At 60.1% G+C, this 16,888-nt stretch carries 13 protein-coding genes; 7 read left to right on the forward strand and 6 right to left on the reverse strand.

The window, feature by feature from the left end:
- Positions 1 to 249 precede the first annotated feature (249 nt).
- Positions 250 to 1,116: a CAP domain-containing protein gene (locus tag LOY43_RS16790; RefSeq protein ID WP_258708420.1), complete on the forward strand. Its 867-nt coding sequence runs from the start codon at positions 250 to 252 to the stop codon at positions 1,114 to 1,116.
- On the opposite strand, the gene LOY43_RS16795 is transcribed toward LOY43_RS16790, so the two are convergent.
- The 3 genes from LOY43_RS16795 to LOY43_RS16805 all read right to left on the reverse strand — a co-directional run bounded on the left by LOY43_RS16795 (position 1,086) and on the right by LOY43_RS16805 (position 5,081).
- Complete coding sequence (locus LOY43_RS16795; protein WP_095124551.1) at positions 1,086 to 2,027, reverse strand: bifunctional oligoribonuclease/PAP phosphatase NrnA; 942 nt, start codon at positions 2,025 to 2,027, stop codon at positions 1,086 to 1,088. The genes LOY43_RS16790 and LOY43_RS16795 overlap by 31 nt on opposite strands.
- A 127-nt stretch (positions 2,028 to 2,154) precedes the next feature.
- The gene (locus LOY43_RS16800; protein WP_258708421.1) at positions 2,155 to 3,438 is read right to left on the reverse strand and encodes a Zn-dependent hydrolase; all 1,284 of its coding nucleotides are present in this window, start codon (positions 3,436 to 3,438) and stop codon (positions 2,155 to 2,157) included.
- Between the two features lie 158 nt (positions 3,439 to 3,596).
- Positions 3,597 to 5,081 carry an NCS1 family nucleobase:cation symporter-1 gene (locus tag LOY43_RS16805; RefSeq protein ID WP_095047979.1) on the reverse strand — a complete coding sequence of 495 codons (1,485 nt, stop codon included), beginning with the start codon at positions 5,079 to 5,081 and terminating at the stop codon, positions 3,597 to 3,599.
- A 625-nt stretch (positions 5,082 to 5,706) separates the two neighbouring features.
- Here LOY43_RS16805 and hydA point away from each other — a divergent pair.
- The 3 genes from hydA to preA all read left to right on the forward strand — a co-directional run bounded on the left by hydA (position 5,707) and on the right by preA (position 9,954).
- The gene (gene hydA, locus LOY43_RS16810; protein ID WP_095047980.1) at positions 5,707 to 7,146 is read left to right on the forward strand and encodes a dihydropyrimidinase; all 1,440 of its coding nucleotides are present in this window, start codon (positions 5,707 to 5,709) and stop codon (positions 7,144 to 7,146) included.
- A 165-nt stretch (positions 7,147 to 7,311) separates the two neighbouring features.
- Complete coding sequence (locus tag LOY43_RS16815) at positions 7,312 to 8,679, forward strand: NAD(P)-dependent oxidoreductase (protein ID WP_095124548.1); 1,368 nt, start codon at positions 7,312 to 7,314, stop codon at positions 8,677 to 8,679.
- Entirely contained in the window at positions 8,680 to 9,954 is a 1,275-nt protein-coding gene (preA, locus tag LOY43_RS16820; protein ID WP_093440896.1) for an NAD-dependent dihydropyrimidine dehydrogenase subunit PreA, read from the forward strand.
- Positions 9,955 to 10,329: 375 nt separating this feature from the next.
- On the opposite strand, the gene LOY43_RS16825 is transcribed toward preA, so the two are convergent.
- A complete protein-coding gene (locus LOY43_RS16825; RefSeq protein ID WP_007919317.1) occupies positions 10,330 to 10,950 on the reverse strand; it encodes a TetR/AcrR family transcriptional regulator in 621 nt (206 codons plus the stop codon).
- Positions 10,951 to 11,089: 139 nt separating this feature from the next.
- On the opposite strand from LOY43_RS16825, the gene copC reads away from it, so the two are divergent.
- Positions 11,090 to 11,452, forward strand: a complete 363-nt coding sequence (gene copC / locus LOY43_RS16830) for a copper homeostasis periplasmic binding protein CopC (RefSeq protein ID WP_258708422.1) — start codon at positions 11,090 to 11,092, stop codon at positions 11,450 to 11,452.
- Positions 11,453 to 11,455: 3 nt separating this feature from the next.
- On the forward strand, positions 11,456 to 12,313 hold the full coding sequence (gene copD / locus LOY43_RS16835) for a copper homeostasis membrane protein CopD (protein ID WP_258708423.1): 858 nt from the start codon (positions 11,456 to 11,458) through the stop codon (positions 12,311 to 12,313).
- 116 nt (positions 12,314 to 12,429) lie between these two features.
- On the opposite strand, the gene LOY43_RS16840 is transcribed toward copD, so the two are convergent.
- Both LOY43_RS16840 and LOY43_RS16845 read right to left on the reverse strand, forming a co-directional pair.
- Positions 12,430 to 13,572: an HlyD family secretion protein gene (locus tag LOY43_RS16840; protein WP_095124546.1), complete on the reverse strand. Its 1,143-nt coding sequence runs from the start codon at positions 13,570 to 13,572 to the stop codon at positions 12,430 to 12,432.
- Positions 13,569 to 15,224, reverse strand: coding sequence for an MFS transporter (locus LOY43_RS16845; protein ID WP_095047985.1), 1,656 nt, complete (start codon positions 15,222 to 15,224; stop codon positions 13,569 to 13,571). Before LOY43_RS16845 ends, LOY43_RS16840 begins: the two co-directional genes overlap by 4 nt.
- A gap of 314 nt (positions 15,225 to 15,538) precedes the next feature.
- Here LOY43_RS16845 and LOY43_RS16850 point away from each other — a divergent pair, with 314 nt between their 5' ends.
- Positions 15,539 to 16,834: an OprD family porin gene (locus LOY43_RS16850; RefSeq protein ID WP_258708424.1), complete on the forward strand. Its 1,296-nt coding sequence runs from the start codon at positions 15,539 to 15,541 to the stop codon at positions 16,832 to 16,834.
- Positions 16,835 to 16,888: the final 54 nt, after the last annotated feature.

The raw sequence follows: 16,888 nt of genomic DNA on the forward strand, positions 1-16,888 counted from the left end.
GCCAGCTCCCACAGTTTTTGCGGTGAACACAATTTTTGTGTACGGCTCCGTCCCCTGTGGGAGCTGGCTTGCCAGCGATGAGGCCAGTCCAACCACGCTTAATCGTCCTGAAACATGCAGCAAGTCGTCGCCCCACAATAAACCCCCTCCCCGCCCCTTGAACCAAGTCCAAAAAGCCCAGTCCTACTCGCGCCGCTTTCTGCGGTTCACTCAACTTTTGCGCTGTCCTCTTTCAGAGCTGCCCGTCTCATGCGCCACGCCGTTCGTTCGTCTCGCTTCGTTTCGCTGTGCCTGCTGATCCTTTCACCGCTGTTCGCTGAAACCGCCCATGCCGGTGCGGAGCGACAACTGGTGGCTGCCATCAACGACTATCGTGCCCATCCGCAGCGCTGCGATCGGCGCCCGCCGCAGCGTCTGGCGCCGTTGGTGCTGAAGTCGAACCTGGCCTTGCCGATCGGTTATCGCTACGCCGGTGGCATGCGTGAAGCGCTGAAGTCGTCCGGGTATTCCGCCATCGCGGTGCGCAGTATTCGCGTGATTGGGGCCGAGGACGCCGAAGAGGCCTTCGACTTGCTGCAAGACGAACACTGCGCCGCGCTGCTGGATGCGAGCTACGCCGACATCGGTGTCAGTCGTTCGCGTAATGAATGGCAAGTGGTGTTGGCGCAACCGGTGCTCGACAGCCGTGTCGGCGATAACCGCAGCGTCGGCAAGGCCTTGCTCGCTGAGGTAAACGCCGCGCGCGCCCGGCCACGGATGTGCGGACGCCAGCGCTTCGCCGCCGCCCGGCCGTTGAGCTGGAACGCAGCACTGGGCGCAGCCGCGCAGGGGCACAGCAAAGCCATGGCTTACGGCAACTACTTCGCCCACCGCGATCCGGACGGCGACCTGCCTGCCGATCGCGCCCGGGCGGCCGGCTATCGCGGTCGGCAGATCGGCGAAAACATTGCTGCCGGACAGAGTTCACCGGGCAAGGCCATGGCTGGATGGCTGGCCAGCCCCGGGCACTGCGCCAACCTGATGAATCCGATGTTTACCCAGGTCGGCGCCGGGTTTGCCAGTGAGACGCGCAGTGACGAAGGGGTTTACTGGACGATGGTGTTTGGCGCGCAGTGACTGGCAGCGTCCAGTGCCAATTTCAATAGTTCCTTGCGCAGCATTGAGGGTGCCCGCACGGCCAATCCGCCCTGCCAGTCGAGTGGCAACAAGCGATTGAGCTTTTGCTGGCTGACCTCGGCTGGCGCCAGAAAGCAGCTTTCGCGGTCGCGGATACTGATCACATTCAGCAGCCAGTCATCGCCCTGCTCTGCCATCCAGCAATTGATCATCGGCCGGTGCTTTTGCAGCAAGGTGTCGGCATCCCAAACAGTCATTTGCGCGAAAAAGCATGGCAGGTTGCTCTCGGGTTTCATCCGTTTCGAGTCGGCTGCCAATGCAGCGGCAAGGTTCGACTCGATGTTGGCCTGGCACTCGAGAAAATATTGCCGAGGCCAGTCTGCCGGCAGTTTTGCCCGTGAAGCGAGGTCGGCGTAAGCCTCGATGTCCGCTGGCGTGGTCATCTGTCCGGTGAAATTCTGCGTGTTGTCGAGAATCGCGGTGGCCAGCAAAGCGGCACTTTGCACGCTGATCTGCAGCAGCACACCGGCCGCCTGCCAGCGCTGAAAAACCTGAGTTGCCGCCGCGCCGATCGGGCGAATATCGGCAGCAGACCCAAGCTTCTGCGCCCAGTAATGCTCGTACCCCGGATGATGATCGATGACTTCCACCACCCGTTCGAGCACCACCAACGGGTCGAAATGGTGATAGTCCGAGACATCGACCAGGACAAACTCATCGTCCAGCGTCGGCTGGCAATCGTCAAAAGCAGCAGCCCAGCCGAGCACGGTGTGCGAAACGCTGGCGTTGGGTTGTGCGCTGCTCATGGCGCGGGCGGGAATGCCTCGCAGATTGAGCAGTTCTGCATAAGCGATGCAGCAGGCGTAGGCGTCGATGTCCAGATAGGACGCGCCGGAGGTGATGATTTTCATGGGCCGGCAAAATCGCACATTTTCATGACTTTGTGGTGACAGCGAAAAGATCGCAGCCTCCGGCAGCTCCTACACAGGATTTATGGTTTCCCTGTAGGAGTTGCCGAAGACTGCGATCTTTTCATCTTCAAGCCGCCCGCTGCCCTCCCGCGACCATCGCCGAAGCCGCCAGCATCGCCCGCAACAACACCGCACACCCGGCCGCCAGATCATCCGGCGCGGCGTTCTCGATTTCGTTGTGGCTGATGCCGCCTTCGCACGGCACGAAGATCATCCCGGCCGGTCCGAGTTCGGCGAGAAAAATCGCGTCATGGCCGGCGCCGCTGACGATGTCCATATTCGACAAGCCAAGCCCTTTTGCTGCGCTGCGCACCGCTTCCACACAGCCTTTTTCGAAGTACAGCGGCGGGAAGTCCGCGGTCGGGGTCAGTTCATAAGTCAGGCCGTGTTCTTCGCAGGTGGCGTCGATGACTTGCTTTACTTCAGCGATCATCGAGTCCAGACGCGCCGGTTCCAGATGACGGAAGTCGAGGGTCATGCGCACTTCGCCAGGAATGACGTTGCGCGAACCGGGATAGGCTTGCAGGCAGCCGACGGTGCCGCAGGCATGCGGCTGGTGGCCGAGGGCGGCGCGGTTGACGGCGCCGACGATCACCGAAGCGCCGACCAGTGCATCTTTGCGCAGGTGCATCGGCGTCGGGCCGGCATGCGCTTCGACGCCGCGAAGTTTGAGGTCGAACCACTTCTGCCCCAGAGCACCGAGCACCACGCCGATGGTTTTCTGTTCGTCTTCGAGGATCGGGCCTTGCTCGATGTGCGCCTCGAAATAGGCGCCGACCTTATGCCCGCTGACCTTGCGCGGGCCAGCGTAGCCGATCGCGTTGAGCGCTTCGCCAACGGTGACGCCGTCGGCATCGACTTTGGCGAGGGTTTCTTCGAGGGTGAATTTCTCGGCGAACACACCGGAGCCCATCATGCATGGGGCGAAGCGTGAGCCTTCTTCGTTGGTCCAGACCACCACTTCCAGCGGCGCTTCGGTTTCCACACCGAGGTCGTTGAGCGTGCGCAGGACTTCGACGCCGGCAAGCACGCCGAAGCATCCGTCGAACTTGCCGCCGGTGGGCTGGGTGTCGATGTGGCTGCCGGTCATCACCGGTGGCAGATTCGGATTACGCCCGGGGCGACGGGCGAAGATGTTGCCGACGGCATCGACCGTGACGCTGCATCCGGCGTCCTTGCACCATTGCACGAAGAGGTCGCGGGCCTGGCGGTCGAGATCGGTCAGGGCCAGGCGACAGACACCGCCCTTGACCGTGGCGCCGAGCTTGGCCAGCTCCATGAGCGACGCCCATAAGCGGTCGCGGTTGATGTGCTGATGGGTTGATTGCAGAACGTCTACGGCTGCGTTCATGGGGATCTCCTCAGGCTGCTTTTCCTATGGATACTGCTGTGGTGTCTGTCAGGCCGACATCGCTGGCAAGCCAGCTCCCACAGGTTTTGGGTTGAACACACAATTTGTGTACGACTCAATCCTTGTGGGAGCTGGCTTGCCAGCGATGGGGCCCTCACTTACACCGCTGATTTAACGACCGAAGGCTGCGCACGCATCACGCACAACCCGTAATAAATAATCCCGCCCAGCGCCGAGCCGGTGAACCAGCCATAGCTGTAGAACCAGCTGAACGCATCGCTACCCAGCGACAGCAAGGTCAGCACCACCGGCACACCGAACGCGAGAAACCCGGCCCAGTTCCACGCCGGATAGACGTCGTCGCGGTATAAACCGGCCAGGTCCAGTTGCTGTTTCTTGATCAGGAAATAGTCCACCACCATGATCCCGGCGATCGGCCCGAGCAGGCTCGAATAACCCAGCAGCCAGTTGGAATACACGGTTTCCAGGCTGACATCGGAGACGATCAAACCGAGTTTTTTCAGCAATTCATGACCCATCAGCAACAGTCCGACAAACCCGGTCAGCAACACCGCTTTGGTGCGGTTGATGACCTTCGGTGCGATGTTCTGGAAGTCGTTGGTCGGTGAGACGATGTTCGCGGCAGTGTTGGTCGACAACGTGGCGATAATGATCAGCGCCATGGCCACCGCGACCCACACTGGGCTCTGGATATGACCGATCAGAGTGACCGGATCGGAGACGGTGACACCGACCAGTTTCACCGAAGCGGCGGTCATGATCACGCCCAGCGATGCAAACAAAAACATCGTCAGCGGCAGACCGAAAATCTGCCCGAGGATCTGATCCTTCTGGCTCTTGGCATAACGGCTGAAGTCAGGAATGTTCAGCGACAACGTGGCCCAGAAACCGACCATTGCGGTCAGCCCGGCGGCGAAGTAACTGACCACACTGGCGCCCTCCGGACGTTTAGCCGGAATCGCCAGCAGCTCGGTCATCGACACATTGGGCATCGCCCACACCAGCAGCCCGATGCCGACCGCCACCAACAGCGGCGCCGACAAGGTTTCCAGCCACTTGATCGACTCGGCACCGCGAATCACCACCCACAGATTCAACGCCCAGAACACCATGAAGCCAATCACCTCCCCCGTGCCGCCGAGGGATTTCCAGCCCTCGAACACCGAGCCGAGAAACAGGTGAATCGCCAGCCCGCCAAACATCGTCTGAATGCCGAACCAGCCACACGCCACCAGTGCGCGAATCAGGCACGGCACGTTGGAGCCGAGAATGCCGAACGACGAGCGCAGCAACACCGGAAACGGGATGCCGTACTTGGTGCCGGGGAAAGCGTTAAGTGTCAGCGGAATCAGCACGATGACGTTGGCGAACAGAATCGCCAGCAGCGCTTCACCGACGCTCAAGCCGAAGTACGCCGTGAGCACGCCACCGAGGGTATAAGTCGGCACACAGATCGACATGCCGACCCACAGCGCGGTGATGTGCCACTTGTTCCAGGTACGTTCGCGCACCTTGGTCGGTGCCATGTCGTGGTTGTAACGGGGACTGTCGAGGACGTCGCTGCCGGCTTCGAGTTCGAACAAGCCGTCGCGCTCGGTCACTTGCGATCTGATCTGTTGCATGGCCGCTCCACTGTTCTTCTGATTATTTTTTTGCTCATCAGGCGGCTGCACCCGAGGGTACGAACCGGACGATGGCCGGAGGAACTGACAACTTTCGTGCACCGGCCATGGTGTCAGCGGCGGCATCAATAAACGTGCCGGGTGCCCCGCTTACGCATCGGGCGGTGTTTCAAACGCTTTGCAACCTTCTGATATTCATCAGTTTTAATTATTCACCGGATGAGTTCGCGGAAACTTGTCTGGGTGCTCAGGCTAAACACTTGGCAAGTTGTCCGAACAGACAGGACTCAATCTGGTGCACTGCATTTATTTTCACCGTGAGCGAGCAACCGCAGCTCAACTTCAAGCGGCTGATTTCACATAGGAAATCTTGCTCATATTTCCATCCTGTCAAGTGCGTCAAAATGGTGAACGGCCTCACCATTTTGGTGATTTATAGCTTTTATTCTTATTTTTCATACACTTAAAACAGTCATAAGCTTATAAAAAATAATCTTGATCTATTGCAAATCTGCGACTAGCTTCTATTCCTGACAGCGCTGACAGGAATACGACCTGCAACGCTGTACATCAATAAAACATCTAGAACCGGCACAAGTCGGTCAATGCCTGCGAGGAACTCGGAATGTCTCTGTTGATCCGTGGCGCCACCGTTGTTACCCATGATGAAAGTTATCGCGCCGACGTCTATTGTGCCGACGGCGTGATCAAAGCCATCGGTGAAAACCTTGATGTTCCCGCCGGCGCCGAAGTCCTCGACGGCAGCGGGCAATACCTGATGCCTGGCGGCATCGATCCGCACACGCACATGCAACTACCGTTCATGGGCACCGTGGCCAGCGAAGATTTCTATAGCGGCACGGCGGCCGGTCTGGCCGGCGGCACCACATCGATCATCGATTTTGTGATTCCCAATCCGCAGCAGTCGCTGATGGAAGCCTTTCATCAGTGGCGCGGCTGGGCGGAAAAGTCGGCTTCCGACTATGGCTTCCACGTCGCAATCACCTGGTGGAGCGAGCAGGTGCGTGAGGAAATGGCCGAGCTGGTCAGCCATCACGGGATCAACAGCTTCAAGCATTTCATGGCTTACAAGAACGCAATCATGGCCGCCGACGACACGCTGGTGGCGAGTTTCGAGCGCTGCCTGGAACTCGGCGCGGTGCCGACCGTGCACGCGGAAAACGGCGAGCTGGTTTATCACTTGCAACGCAAGTTGATGGCCCAGGGCATCACCGGGCCGGAGGCGCATCCGCTGTCGCGGCCCTCGCAGGTTGAAGGTGAAGCGGCGAGCCGGGCGATTCGTATTGCTGAAACCATCGGCACGCCGTTGTATCTGGTGCACGTTTCGACCAAGGAAGCCCTCGACGAAATCACTTATGCGCGCAGCAAGGGCCAACCGGTTTATGGCGAAGTCCTCGCCGGGCATTTGCTGCTCGACGACAGCGTCTATCAACACCCGGACTGGCAGACCGCTGCCGGTTACGTGATGAGCCCGCCGTTCCGTCCGCGGGGTCATCAAGAGGCGCTGTGGCACGGACTGCAAAATGGCAATCTGCACACCACCGCGACTGACCATTGCTGCTTCTGCGCCGAGCAAAAAGCCGCCGGGCGCGATGACTTCAGCAAGATTCCCAACGGTACGGCGGGTATCGAAGATCGCATGGCAGTGCTTTGGGATGAGGGGGTTAACTCCGGGCGTTTGTCGATGCAGGATTTCGTCGCCCTCACCTCCACCAACACCGCGAAGATCTTCAACCTGTATCCACGCAAAGGCGCGATTCGTGTGGGTGCCGATGCCGATCTGGTGCTGTGGGATCCGCAAGGCACCCGGACCATTTCCGCCAAGACCCACCATCAGCAGGTGGACTTCAACATCTTCGAAGGCAAGACCGTGCGCGGTGTGCCGAGCCATACCGTCAGCCAGGGCCGGGTGGTCTGGGCCGATGGCGACCTGCGCGCCGAGCGCGGGGCCGGGCGGTACATCGAACGGCCGGCGTATCCGGCGGTGTTTGATTTGCTGAGCAAGCGGGCTGAGTTGCACAAGCCAGTTGCTGTGAAACGCTGAAAGCGGCCTTCGGCCTATCGCTGGCAAGCCAGCTCCCACAGGGATCTGTGGTGCTCAAAAAACCTTGTGGGAGCTGGCTTGCCAGCGATGAGGCCATCCCGAACGCCACAAAAACCACTGCCCGATAGAGGCAGAGAACCTCAAATAACCGTGAGGCAAAAAACCGTGATCGAGACCCTGAACCATCTCCCCCACCCGCACGAAAGCGCGGCCGCCCTCGCCGGGCATTTCACCGATCTGGCGCCGCCGCTCAATGCCCGGCAGGCGCATCTGGAAGCCTCGCGCTGCCTGTATTGCTACGACGCGCCGTGCGTCAACGCGTGCCCCAGCGAGATCGACATCCCCTCGTTCATCCGCAACATTCATCAGGACAACGTCCCCGGCGCGGCGCAGAAAATCCTCTCGGCGAACATCCTCGGCGGCAGTTGCGCCCGAGTCTGTCCGACAGAAATCCTTTGCCAGCAAGCCTGCGTGCGCAACAACGCTCAGGAATGCGCGCCGGTGCTGATCGGCCTGCTGCAACGCTACGCCGTGGACAACGCGCACTTCAGCGAGCACCCGTTCCAGCGCGCGGCTGCCAGCGGCAAACGCATCGCCGTGGTCGGTGCCGGGCCGGCCGGTTTGTCCTGTGCGCATCGCAGCGCCATGCACGGCCATGACGTGGTGATTTTCGAAGCTCGGGAAAAGGCTGGCGGCCTCAATGAATACGGAATCGCCAAGTACAAACTGGTCGACGACTACGCGCAGAAGGAACTGGATTTCCTTCTGCAGATCGGCGGCATCGAGATTCGTCACGGGCACAAGCTCGGCGAGAATCTGACGCTGAGTGAACTGCATCAGCAGTTCGACGCGGTGTTCCTCGGCCTCGGCCTCAACGCAAGCAAGCAACTCGGTTTGGCCCACGAAGATGCCCCCGGCCTGCTCGCTGCCACCGACTACATTCGCGAATTGCGCCAGGCCGATGACCTCACGCAACTGCCACTGGCCGAACGCTGCATCGTCCTTGGCGCCGGTAACACCGCGATCGACATGGCCGTGCAAATGGCCCGCCTCGGTGCCCGCGACGTCAATCTGGTGTATCGCCGTGGCGCCGCCGACATGGGCGCCACCGGTCATGAACAGGACATCGCCAAAGCCAACCAAGTACGTCTGCTGACCTGGGCGCAACCGGAAGAGGTGCTGCTCGACGCTCAGGGCCAGGTGCGCGGCATGCGTTTCGCCCGCACCGATCTTGTCGACGGTCGCCTGCAAACCACCGGCGAAACTTTCGAGCTGGCCGCTGATGCGATCTTCAAAGCCATCGGTCAGGCCTTCGACGGCAGCGCCCTCGCCGACCCGTTGGCCCGTGAACTCAAGCGTCAGGGCGAACGCATCTACGTCGATGAAAACCTGCGCACCAGCATCCCCGGCGTGTATGCCGGCGGCGACTGCACCAGCCTCGATCAGGACCTCACCGTGCAAGCCGTGCAGCACGGCAAACGCGCCGCCGAGGCGATTAATGCTCAACTGATGCTTAACGTGGAGGCTGCGTAAATGGCCGATCTGTCGATTGTCTTCGCTGGCATCAAAGCGCCGAATCCTTTCTGGCTGGCCTCTGCGCCACCGACCGACAAAGCTTACAACGTGGTCCGCGCCTTCGAAGCGGGCTGGGGTGGCGTGGTCTGGAAAACCCTCGGAGAGGATCCGGCGGCGGTCAACGTGTCGTCGCGTTACTCGGCGCACTACGGCAATAACCGTGAAGTGCTGGGCATCAACAACATCGAGCTGATCACCGACCGTTCGCTGGAAATCAACCTGCGCGAAATCACTCAGGTGAAGAAGGACTGGCCGGATCGCGCGCTGATCGTTTCGCTGATGGTGCCGTGCGTGGAGGAATCGTGGAAACACATTCTGCCGCTGGTGGAAGCCACCGGCGCTGACGGTATCGAGCTGAATTTCGGCTGCCCGCACGGCATGCCTGAACGCGGTATGGGTGCGGCGGTCGGTCAGGTGCCGGAGTACGTCGAACAGGTCACGCGCTGGTGCAAGACCTATTGCTCGCTGCCGGTGATCGTCAAACTGACGCCGAACATCACCGACATCCGCGTCGCCGCCCGCGCCGCCCATCGCGGCGGTGCCGATGCAGTGTCGCTGATCAATACGATCAACTCGATCACCAGCGTCGACCTGGAACACATGGTCGCCCTGCCCACCGTCGGCAGCAAAAGCACCCACGGCGGTTATTGCGGCTCGGCCGTGAAGCCGATTGCGCTGAACATGGTCGCCGAAATCGCCCGCGATCCGCAGACCCAGGGCTTGCCGATCTGCGGGATTGGCGGCATCGGCAGTTGGCGCGATGCGGCAGAATTCATGGCGCTGGGCAGCGGCGCAGTGCAGGTGTGCACGGCGGCGATGCTGCATGGTTTCCGCATTGTCGAAGAGATGAAGGATGGGTTGTCGCGGTGGATGGACAGTCAGGGTTACGCCAGCATCGCCGAGTTTTCCGGGCGCGCGGTGGGCAATACCACGGACTGGAAGTACCTCGATATCAACTATCAGGTGATCGCCAAGATTGATCAGGACGCGTGCATTGGTTGCGGGCGTTGCCACATTGCTTGTGAGGACACTTCACACCAGGCGATCAGCAGTCTGAAGCAGGCGGACGGCACGCATAAATATGAAGTGATTGATGAGGAGTGTGTGGGCTGCAATCTGTGCCAGATCACGTGTCCGGTGGCGGACTGTATCGAGATGGTGCCGATGGAGACTGGGAAGCCGTTTCTGGACTGGAATCATGATCCGCGGAATCCGTATCACGTTGCGGTCTAGATCGCCGACTGATCCAACAGCCCCCTCACCCTAACCCTCTCCCAAAGGGAGAGGGGACTGATTGGGGGATGCTTCAGAAATCCACCGACGTGAACGATTTGCTTTGAATCCGCAATCGACTCGGTTCTTCAGGTCGATGTACCTCGAGAGACACCTCCGTAGACCCCCTCTCCCTCCGGGAGAGGGGACTGATTGGGGGATGCTTCAGAAATCCACCGACGTGAACGATTTGCTTTGAATCCATAGTCGAAACAGCCACAGGCTCGGACGGCTTTGAATCCACAATCGACGCGGTTCTTCAGGTCGATGTACTTCGAGAGACACCTCGGTCGGCCCCCTCTCCCTCCGGGAGAGGGCTGGGGTGAGGGTCTGCTTCTAGGGCTCCAGCCCGATCCCACGCAATATCACACTGGTAACGGTCTGCACCGCCCGCTCAAACTGCATATCCGACAACGGCTGATGCTCATTCAGAATATTCACCTGATGATCAAAGTCGGCATAGTGCTGCGTCGACGCCCAGATCATGTACAGCAAACTCGACGGTTCCACCGGCAGAATCCGCTTGTCCTCGACCCACTGACGAATCTTCGCTTCCTTCATTTTCGCCCAGTCATACAGGCTGACATCCAGCGCCTCGCCCAACGTTGGCGCGCCGTGGATGATCTCGTTGGCCCAGACTTTCGAGCCGTACGGTCGGCTGCGCGAGTGGTTCATCTTGGCGCGGATGTAGCTGCTCAGCACCACGCGCGGATCGTCGAACATCTCAAAGCACAGCGCATCCTGTTTCCATACTTCCAGCAGATCGAACAGCACCGCGCTGTACAGCTCGCTCTTGGTGCTGAAGTAGTAATGCAGGTTGGAGCGCGGCAGTTGCACTTCAGCCGCGATGTCGGCCATGGCCGTGCCGCCGAAGCCTTTTTCGGCGAAGACTTTTTCCGCCGCGAGGAGAATTTTCTCGACGTTGTTGCGACGAATCTCGATCTTGTGATTGCCCATGAGGGCTCCCTGACAACAGCGTTGCCCAAGACTAGCATCCGCTCTGGTCCGCGGGCGACCGCTGCAAACAAAACTTCGTACTGGCGTTAGCGGATGGCTAAACTGACGCTTCTTCACTCCTGCCTCAGAGGTATTCGCGATGCTGTTCAAGAACGTCCTGACCACCACTGCCCTGCTCGCTTCGCTGTTCGCCGCATCTTCCGTATTTGCCCACGCCCACCTGAAAAGCCAGATCCCGGCCGCCGATAGCACAGTCGCAGCTCCCGCCGATTTGCGCCTGACCTTTTCCGAAGGTGTCGAGGCCAGTTTCACCAAAGTCACGTTGACTCGCGATGGCGCACCGGTCGCGGTCAAACCGCTGACCACCGAGGGCGACAAGAAAACCCTGATCGTTACCCCCGCAGCTCCTTTGAGCGCCGGCGAGTACAAAGTCGAATGGCACGCAGTGTCTGTCGACACGCACACAAGCGAAGGCGCCTACCAGTTCAAGGTGAGTCAGTAATTCATGAGTGAAGCGCTGGTGCTGTGCCGCTTTGTGCATTTCATCGTGGTGTTGATGCTGTTCGGGGCCTGGTTGTTCAGGCCGTTGCTGCTCAAGGATGAAGCGCCGCAAGTGGACCGGCACCTGGCGCGACTGGCGCGTTGGCTGGCGACTGTGGCACTGCTCAGCGGAATTGCCTGGGCGCTGTTGATCACCGCGAGCATGGCCGGTTCGGCAGCGGCGGCGTTTGACCCAGACACGGTTGCGCTGGTGCTGGGTCATACGTTTTTTGGTCAGGTATGGCGCTGGCATCTGCTGATCAATGCCGCGCTGTTGGCGCTGTTGTTCACGCCTTGGCGCTCAAGCATGCCGATGCGACTGGGCTTAAGCGCATTGTTGCTCGCGACCCTGGCACCGGTCGGGCATGGTGCGATGCTCGATGGTTTGAGCGGGCAATTGCTGATTCTCAACCAGATCGTTCATTTGACCTGCGTGGCGGCGTGGCTGGGTGGTTTGTTGTTGCTGGTGATGATTCTGCGTCAGCCGACGGAACCAATGCGTGAAGTGTTGCGGCGCTTCAGCGGCGTCGGTTATGCGCTGGTCGCCGGGCTGCTGATCACCGGTTTGATCAATGTCCGCGTGCTGACCGGCCAGTGGTGGCCGACCCCGCTGTTCAGCGGGTTTGCGTTGATTCTGTTGATCAAGGCGCTGATCGTGCTGGGGATGCTAGGGTTGGCGCTGTTCAATCGCTTGCGGGTTGAAGATTGTGAACAGCGGATGGGCGCGCTCCGGCGCACTGTGATGCTGGAGTGGTTACTCGGCATTGGTGCCGTAGCCGCCGTATCCCTGCTCGGCACTCTACCGCCAATGATCACAACCTGAAACACGATCCCCCTGTGGGAGCTGGCTTGCCAGCGATGGCGGTGTGTCAGGAACAAATATTTCGGATATGCCGACGTCATCGCTGGCAAGCCAGCTCCCACAGGGTTATCTGTTGATCAGTGAGGTTGGGTGTCGCCCGCTGCGGTGTCGATGCTGACCACCACCGACATCCCCGGCCGCAAACGCTCCTCTTCCTGCTGATCCGGATCGATGGTGATCCGCACCGGCACCCGCTGGGCAATTTTGACGAAATTGCCGGTGGCGTTGTCCGCCTGCAACAGGGCAAATTCCGAGCCCGTCCCCGGCGAAATATGCTGCACATGCCCGGTGAATCGGCGGTGATTCAGCGCATCGACGGTGAAGCGCACCGGTTGCCCGACGCGCACGTTATCCATCTGGGTTTCTTTCATGTTGGCGATCACCCATTTCTGGTTTGGCACCAACGCCATCAACTGCGCTCCGGAGTTGACGTAGGCACCGAGGCGCACGCCGATCTGCCCGAGCTGGCCGTCACGCGGGGCGACGATGCGCGTATTCGACAGATCAATCCGTGCCAGTTGCACCGCCGCTTCGGCGCTGGCCACGGCCGCCTCCAGCGAGCCACGATTGACGATCACCGTTTGCAGATCCTGACGGGCGATTTCCAGATTGGCCTTGGCTTGCGCGACCGCCGCAATGCTTTGCGCATTCGCCGCCAGCGCGACGTCCATCTCGCGCTTCGACACCGAACCGTCGCGTACCAATTCCTGATTCCGGCGCAGATCCGCTTCACTCTTGCGCAACTGCGCTTCGCTGTCGGCCTGCGCCGCCTGACGCAATTTGATCGTCGCCTCGGCGCTGTTGCGTTGCTGCACCACATTGGCCAACGCGGCTTTCTGCACCGCCAGTTGCGCCAGTGACTGGTCGAGTCGCTGCTGATAGATGCGGTCGTCCAGACGCACCAGCAAATCCCCGGCCTTCACGTACTGGAAATCCTGCACCGGCACCTCGTAAACATAACCGGCAAGTTGCGGGCCGATGATCGTCACCTGCCCGCGCACCAAGGCGTTTTCGGTAGTCTCAACCGCACTGCTGAACGGCGGCAATTGCCAGGCATACAAAACGATCAACACGCCGACGATGGCAATCGCGGCAAAGCCCAGCGAAGAAATGATCCGCACGCGCAGCGAGCGCGGCTCGGTGTTCGGCGATGACGGCGGTGCCACACCCTCGGGCGTGGCGGCAATGGCATTGGTGGTTGTGGTGGTCGGTTCGGTCATGAAGAAGTGGCACCGCTCGAAGGTGTGGAAGGCGCGGGGGCGACGGCTTTGGTGGTGCTCATCAGCCACAGCGCACGAATGGACAGCCAGATCATGGTCAGCACCGCAATTACGGCGATCAACATGAACACATCGTTGTAGGCCAGTACATTGGCCTCACGGGTGGCGGCATTGGACAGGCTGCGAATACCCGCCAGATTGCGCAAACTCGGGTCGGCCAACAGCGAGCCATACGCCGAACCGCCGCTCTGCACACGCGCAGCCACCAAAGGGTCAGACAGCGTCAGGTGCTCAACGATTTGACTGGAATGAAATTTTTCCCGGACGATCTGAAAAGTGCCCAGAAGCGCCGCACCGAGCAGGCCACCGAGGTTGTTGCAGATCCCGAACAGCACGGAAAAACTCACCAGATTGCGCGGATTGGTCAGCACGTTGCGCGTACCGAAAACCATGGTCGGGCCGAGGAAAAACGTGCTGCCGAAGGCCAGCAGAAACTGGCTGAAGTAGAGGTTTTCCGGGCGGGTCAGGTTGTTGGAAAAGCTGTCCATCACCGACCCGGTGGCCATCAGTGCCAGCGAGATAATCAGCGGCATCAGCAGGTGTTTGGGGTCGATGGTCAGCGCACTGGTCAACAATCCCGCGACACTGCCGATCAGCATCACCACGTACAGGCTGTGCAGTTGCTCGTAGCCCATGTTCAGGTTCTGCATGAAACCGACCGCACCGGTGGACTGCTCCGAGGTGACCATGCGAATCAGGGTCACCGCCAGCGCCAGGCGGATCATCGTCCCGCTGCCAAGCCAGCGGGTCATCAGCAGCGGGTTGCTGCGGTTATGTTCGATGGCCAGACCGGCGAGGATCAAAGCAATCGAGGCAGCCAGCGCGTAGCCGATCCAGTTGGCCTCCAGCCACCAGTCAATCCGCCCCAGCGACAACACCGCACACAGCAGCGCCACGCCAGTGGCGAGAATGGCGAAGGTGAGAAAGTCGAGTTTTTCGAAGGTTTTGAAGCGGTCGCCCGGTGGCAACTTGAGCATCAATACGCAGCCCAGCGACAGCAGTGCCATGCCTAGTTCGAACAGATACAAGCCGCGCCATTCGGCGATCTGCAGCAAGTCTTCGGAAAATAATCGCGCCAATGGCAAGGCCAGTTGCGAGGTGCCGAGGCCAAGCACCAGCGCCTTCAGCCGCCACTTCGCCGGGAACGCCTGGACCATGTAATACAGGCCCAGCGAACTCAGCGCCGCGCCCACCATGCCGTGGGCCGCGCGCACCGCCACCGCGGAATTCAGGTCGTTGACGAACAGATGGCCGAAAGTCACCAGCGCATACAGCACCAGAAACACTTCGGTGAATGCACGCAAACCGAACTGCTGACGAAACTTCACCAGCAACAGGTTCATCGACACGTTGGTCATTACGTACGCCGCCGGTAACCAGGCCATTTCCGCCGTGGTCGCGCCGAGTGCGCCTTGCAGATAAGGCAGGTTGGCCACCACCAGCGAGTTGCCCAAGCCACCGGTCACCGCCACCAGTAAACCGACCAGCGCATAGGCCAGGCGCTTGGGGTTGGAGTGCAACGGCGTCGAAGGGGAACCGGGCAGACTGGGTTTTTCGTGGGGCTGCCAGTTGCGCGGGGCGTATTGATCCATGGAAAGGCCTTGTGCGGAACGTGGGTGAAGTTTGCCGCAAATTCACCGGCAACACACATCCCATGGACAACACAAATCTTTGTAGGAGCTGTCGAGTGAAACGAGGCTGCGATCTTTTGATCCTGTTTTTTAAAAAGCCAGATCAAAAGATCGCAGCGTGCCGCAGCTCCTACAAAGTGATCTGCGTCGCGACGGCAAGTCATCGTATAACTTGCTGTTGACATTCCCGGAAAACCGAGGAAATATCCGCAACCATGTTGTACGACGACGTATGACAAATAATAAAAACAACAAACGCAACAGGGAGCGTCACAGTGAGTACACTCGTCTGCAGTTCCGTCCGCCCTTCCCGCTTTGCCACGCTTCGCCCGCGTTCCACCATCGGCCTGATCGGCTGCAGCAGCCTCGCCCTTGCCTTACCGATGAGCGCCGATGCCGAAGGCTTTCTCGAAGACAGCAAAGCCACGCTGAACCTGCGCAATGCCTACTTCAACCGCAACTTCGTCAACCCGGCCAACCCGCAGGGCAAGGCTGAAGAGTGGACGCAGAACTTCATTCTCGATGCCAAATCCGGCTTCACCCAAGGCACGGTCGGCTTCGGGCTCGACATCCTTGGCATGTACTCGCAGAAGCTCGATGGCGGCAAAGGTACGGGCGGTACGCAACTGTTGCCGATCCACGATGACGGGCGTCCGGCCGACAATTTCGGACGGCTCGGCGTGGCGTTGAAGGCCAAAGTCTCCAAGACTGAATTGAAGGTCGGCGAATGGATGCCGGTGCTGCCGATCCTGCGTTCCGACGATGGCCGCTCGCTGCCGCAGACCTTTCGCGGCGGCCAGATCACCTCCACCGAGATCAATGGCCTGACTGTCTACGGTGGCCAGTTCCGTGGCAACAGCCCGCGCAATGACGCGAGCATGGAAGACATGTCGATGAACGGCCGCGGCGCGTTCACTTCCGACCGCTTCAACTTCGGCGGCGGCGAATACACCTTCAACGACAAGCGTACCCTCGTCGGCGTGTGGTACGCCGAACTCAGCGACATCTACCAGCAGCAGTATTTCAACCTCAGCCACAGCCAGCCGTTGGGCGACTGGACCCTCGGCGCCAACCTCGGTTTCTTCACCGGCAAGGAAGACGGCAGCGCCCAAGCTGGCGACCTCGACAACAAAACCGCGTTCGCCCTGCTTTCGGCCCGCTACGGCGGCAACACCTTCTATGTCGGTCTGCAAAAGCTCAGTGGCGACGACGCGTGGATGCGGGTCAACGGCACCAGCGGCGGCACCCTCGCCAACGACAGTTACAACGCCAGTTATGACAACGCCAAGGAACGCTCCTGGCAGTTGCGCCACGACTACAACTTCGTCGCCCTCGGTGTTCCGGGCCTGACCCTGATGAACCGCTACATCAGCGGCGACAACGTGCACACCGCCACCACCAATGACGGCAAGGAATGGGGCCGCGAGTCGGAACTGGCCTACACCGTGCAAAGCGGCCCGCTGAAGAATCTCAACGTGAAATGGCGCAACGCGACGATACGGCGGGACTTCAGCACCAACGAGTTTGACGAGAACCGGATCTTTATCAGTTATCCGATTTCGTTGTTGTAAAGCCAGTCGTCACACCGAGTTTCCCTGTGGGAGCGAGCCTGCTCGCGAAGGCGG

Source organism: Pseudomonas sp. B21-041 (assembly GCF_024748675.1).
Classification (GTDB): Bacteria; Pseudomonadota; Gammaproteobacteria; order Pseudomonadales; family Pseudomonadaceae; genus Aquipseudomonas; species Aquipseudomonas neuropathica.

Coding starts and splice junctions, on each gene's coding strand:
- copC (WP_258708422.1), top strand. CDS start 11,090: ATGCTGTTCAAGAACGTCCTGACCACCACTGCCCTGCTCGCTTCGCTG.
- LOY43_RS16795 (WP_095124551.1), bottom strand. CDS start 2,027: ATGAAAATCATCACCTCCGGCGCGTCCTATCTGGACATCGACGCCTAC.
- hydA (WP_095047980.1), top strand. CDS start 5,707: ATGTCTCTGTTGATCCGTGGCGCCACCGTTGTTACCCATGATGAAAGT.
- LOY43_RS16840 (WP_095124546.1), bottom strand. CDS start 13,572: ATGACCGAACCGACCACCACAACCACCAATGCCATTGCCGCCACGCCC.
- LOY43_RS16825 (WP_007919317.1), bottom strand. CDS start 10,950: ATGGGCAATCACAAGATCGAGATTCGTCGCAACAACGTCGAGAAAATT.
- copD (WP_258708423.1), top strand. CDS start 11,456: ATGAGTGAAGCGCTGGTGCTGTGCCGCTTTGTGCATTTCATCGTGGTG.
- LOY43_RS16845 (WP_095047985.1), bottom strand. CDS start 15,224: ATGGATCAATACGCCCCGCGCAACTGGCAGCCCCACGAAAAACCCAGT.
- LOY43_RS16790 (WP_258708420.1), top strand. CDS start 250: ATGCGCCACGCCGTTCGTTCGTCTCGCTTCGTTTCGCTGTGCCTGCTG.
- preA (WP_093440896.1), top strand. CDS start 8,680: ATGGCCGATCTGTCGATTGTCTTCGCTGGCATCAAAGCGCCGAATCCT.
- LOY43_RS16800 (WP_258708421.1), bottom strand. CDS start 3,438: ATGAACGCAGCCGTAGACGTTCTGCAATCAACCCATCAGCACATCAAC.
- LOY43_RS16805 (WP_095047979.1), bottom strand. CDS start 5,081: ATGCAACAGATCAGATCGCAAGTGACCGAGCGCGACGGCTTGTTCGAA.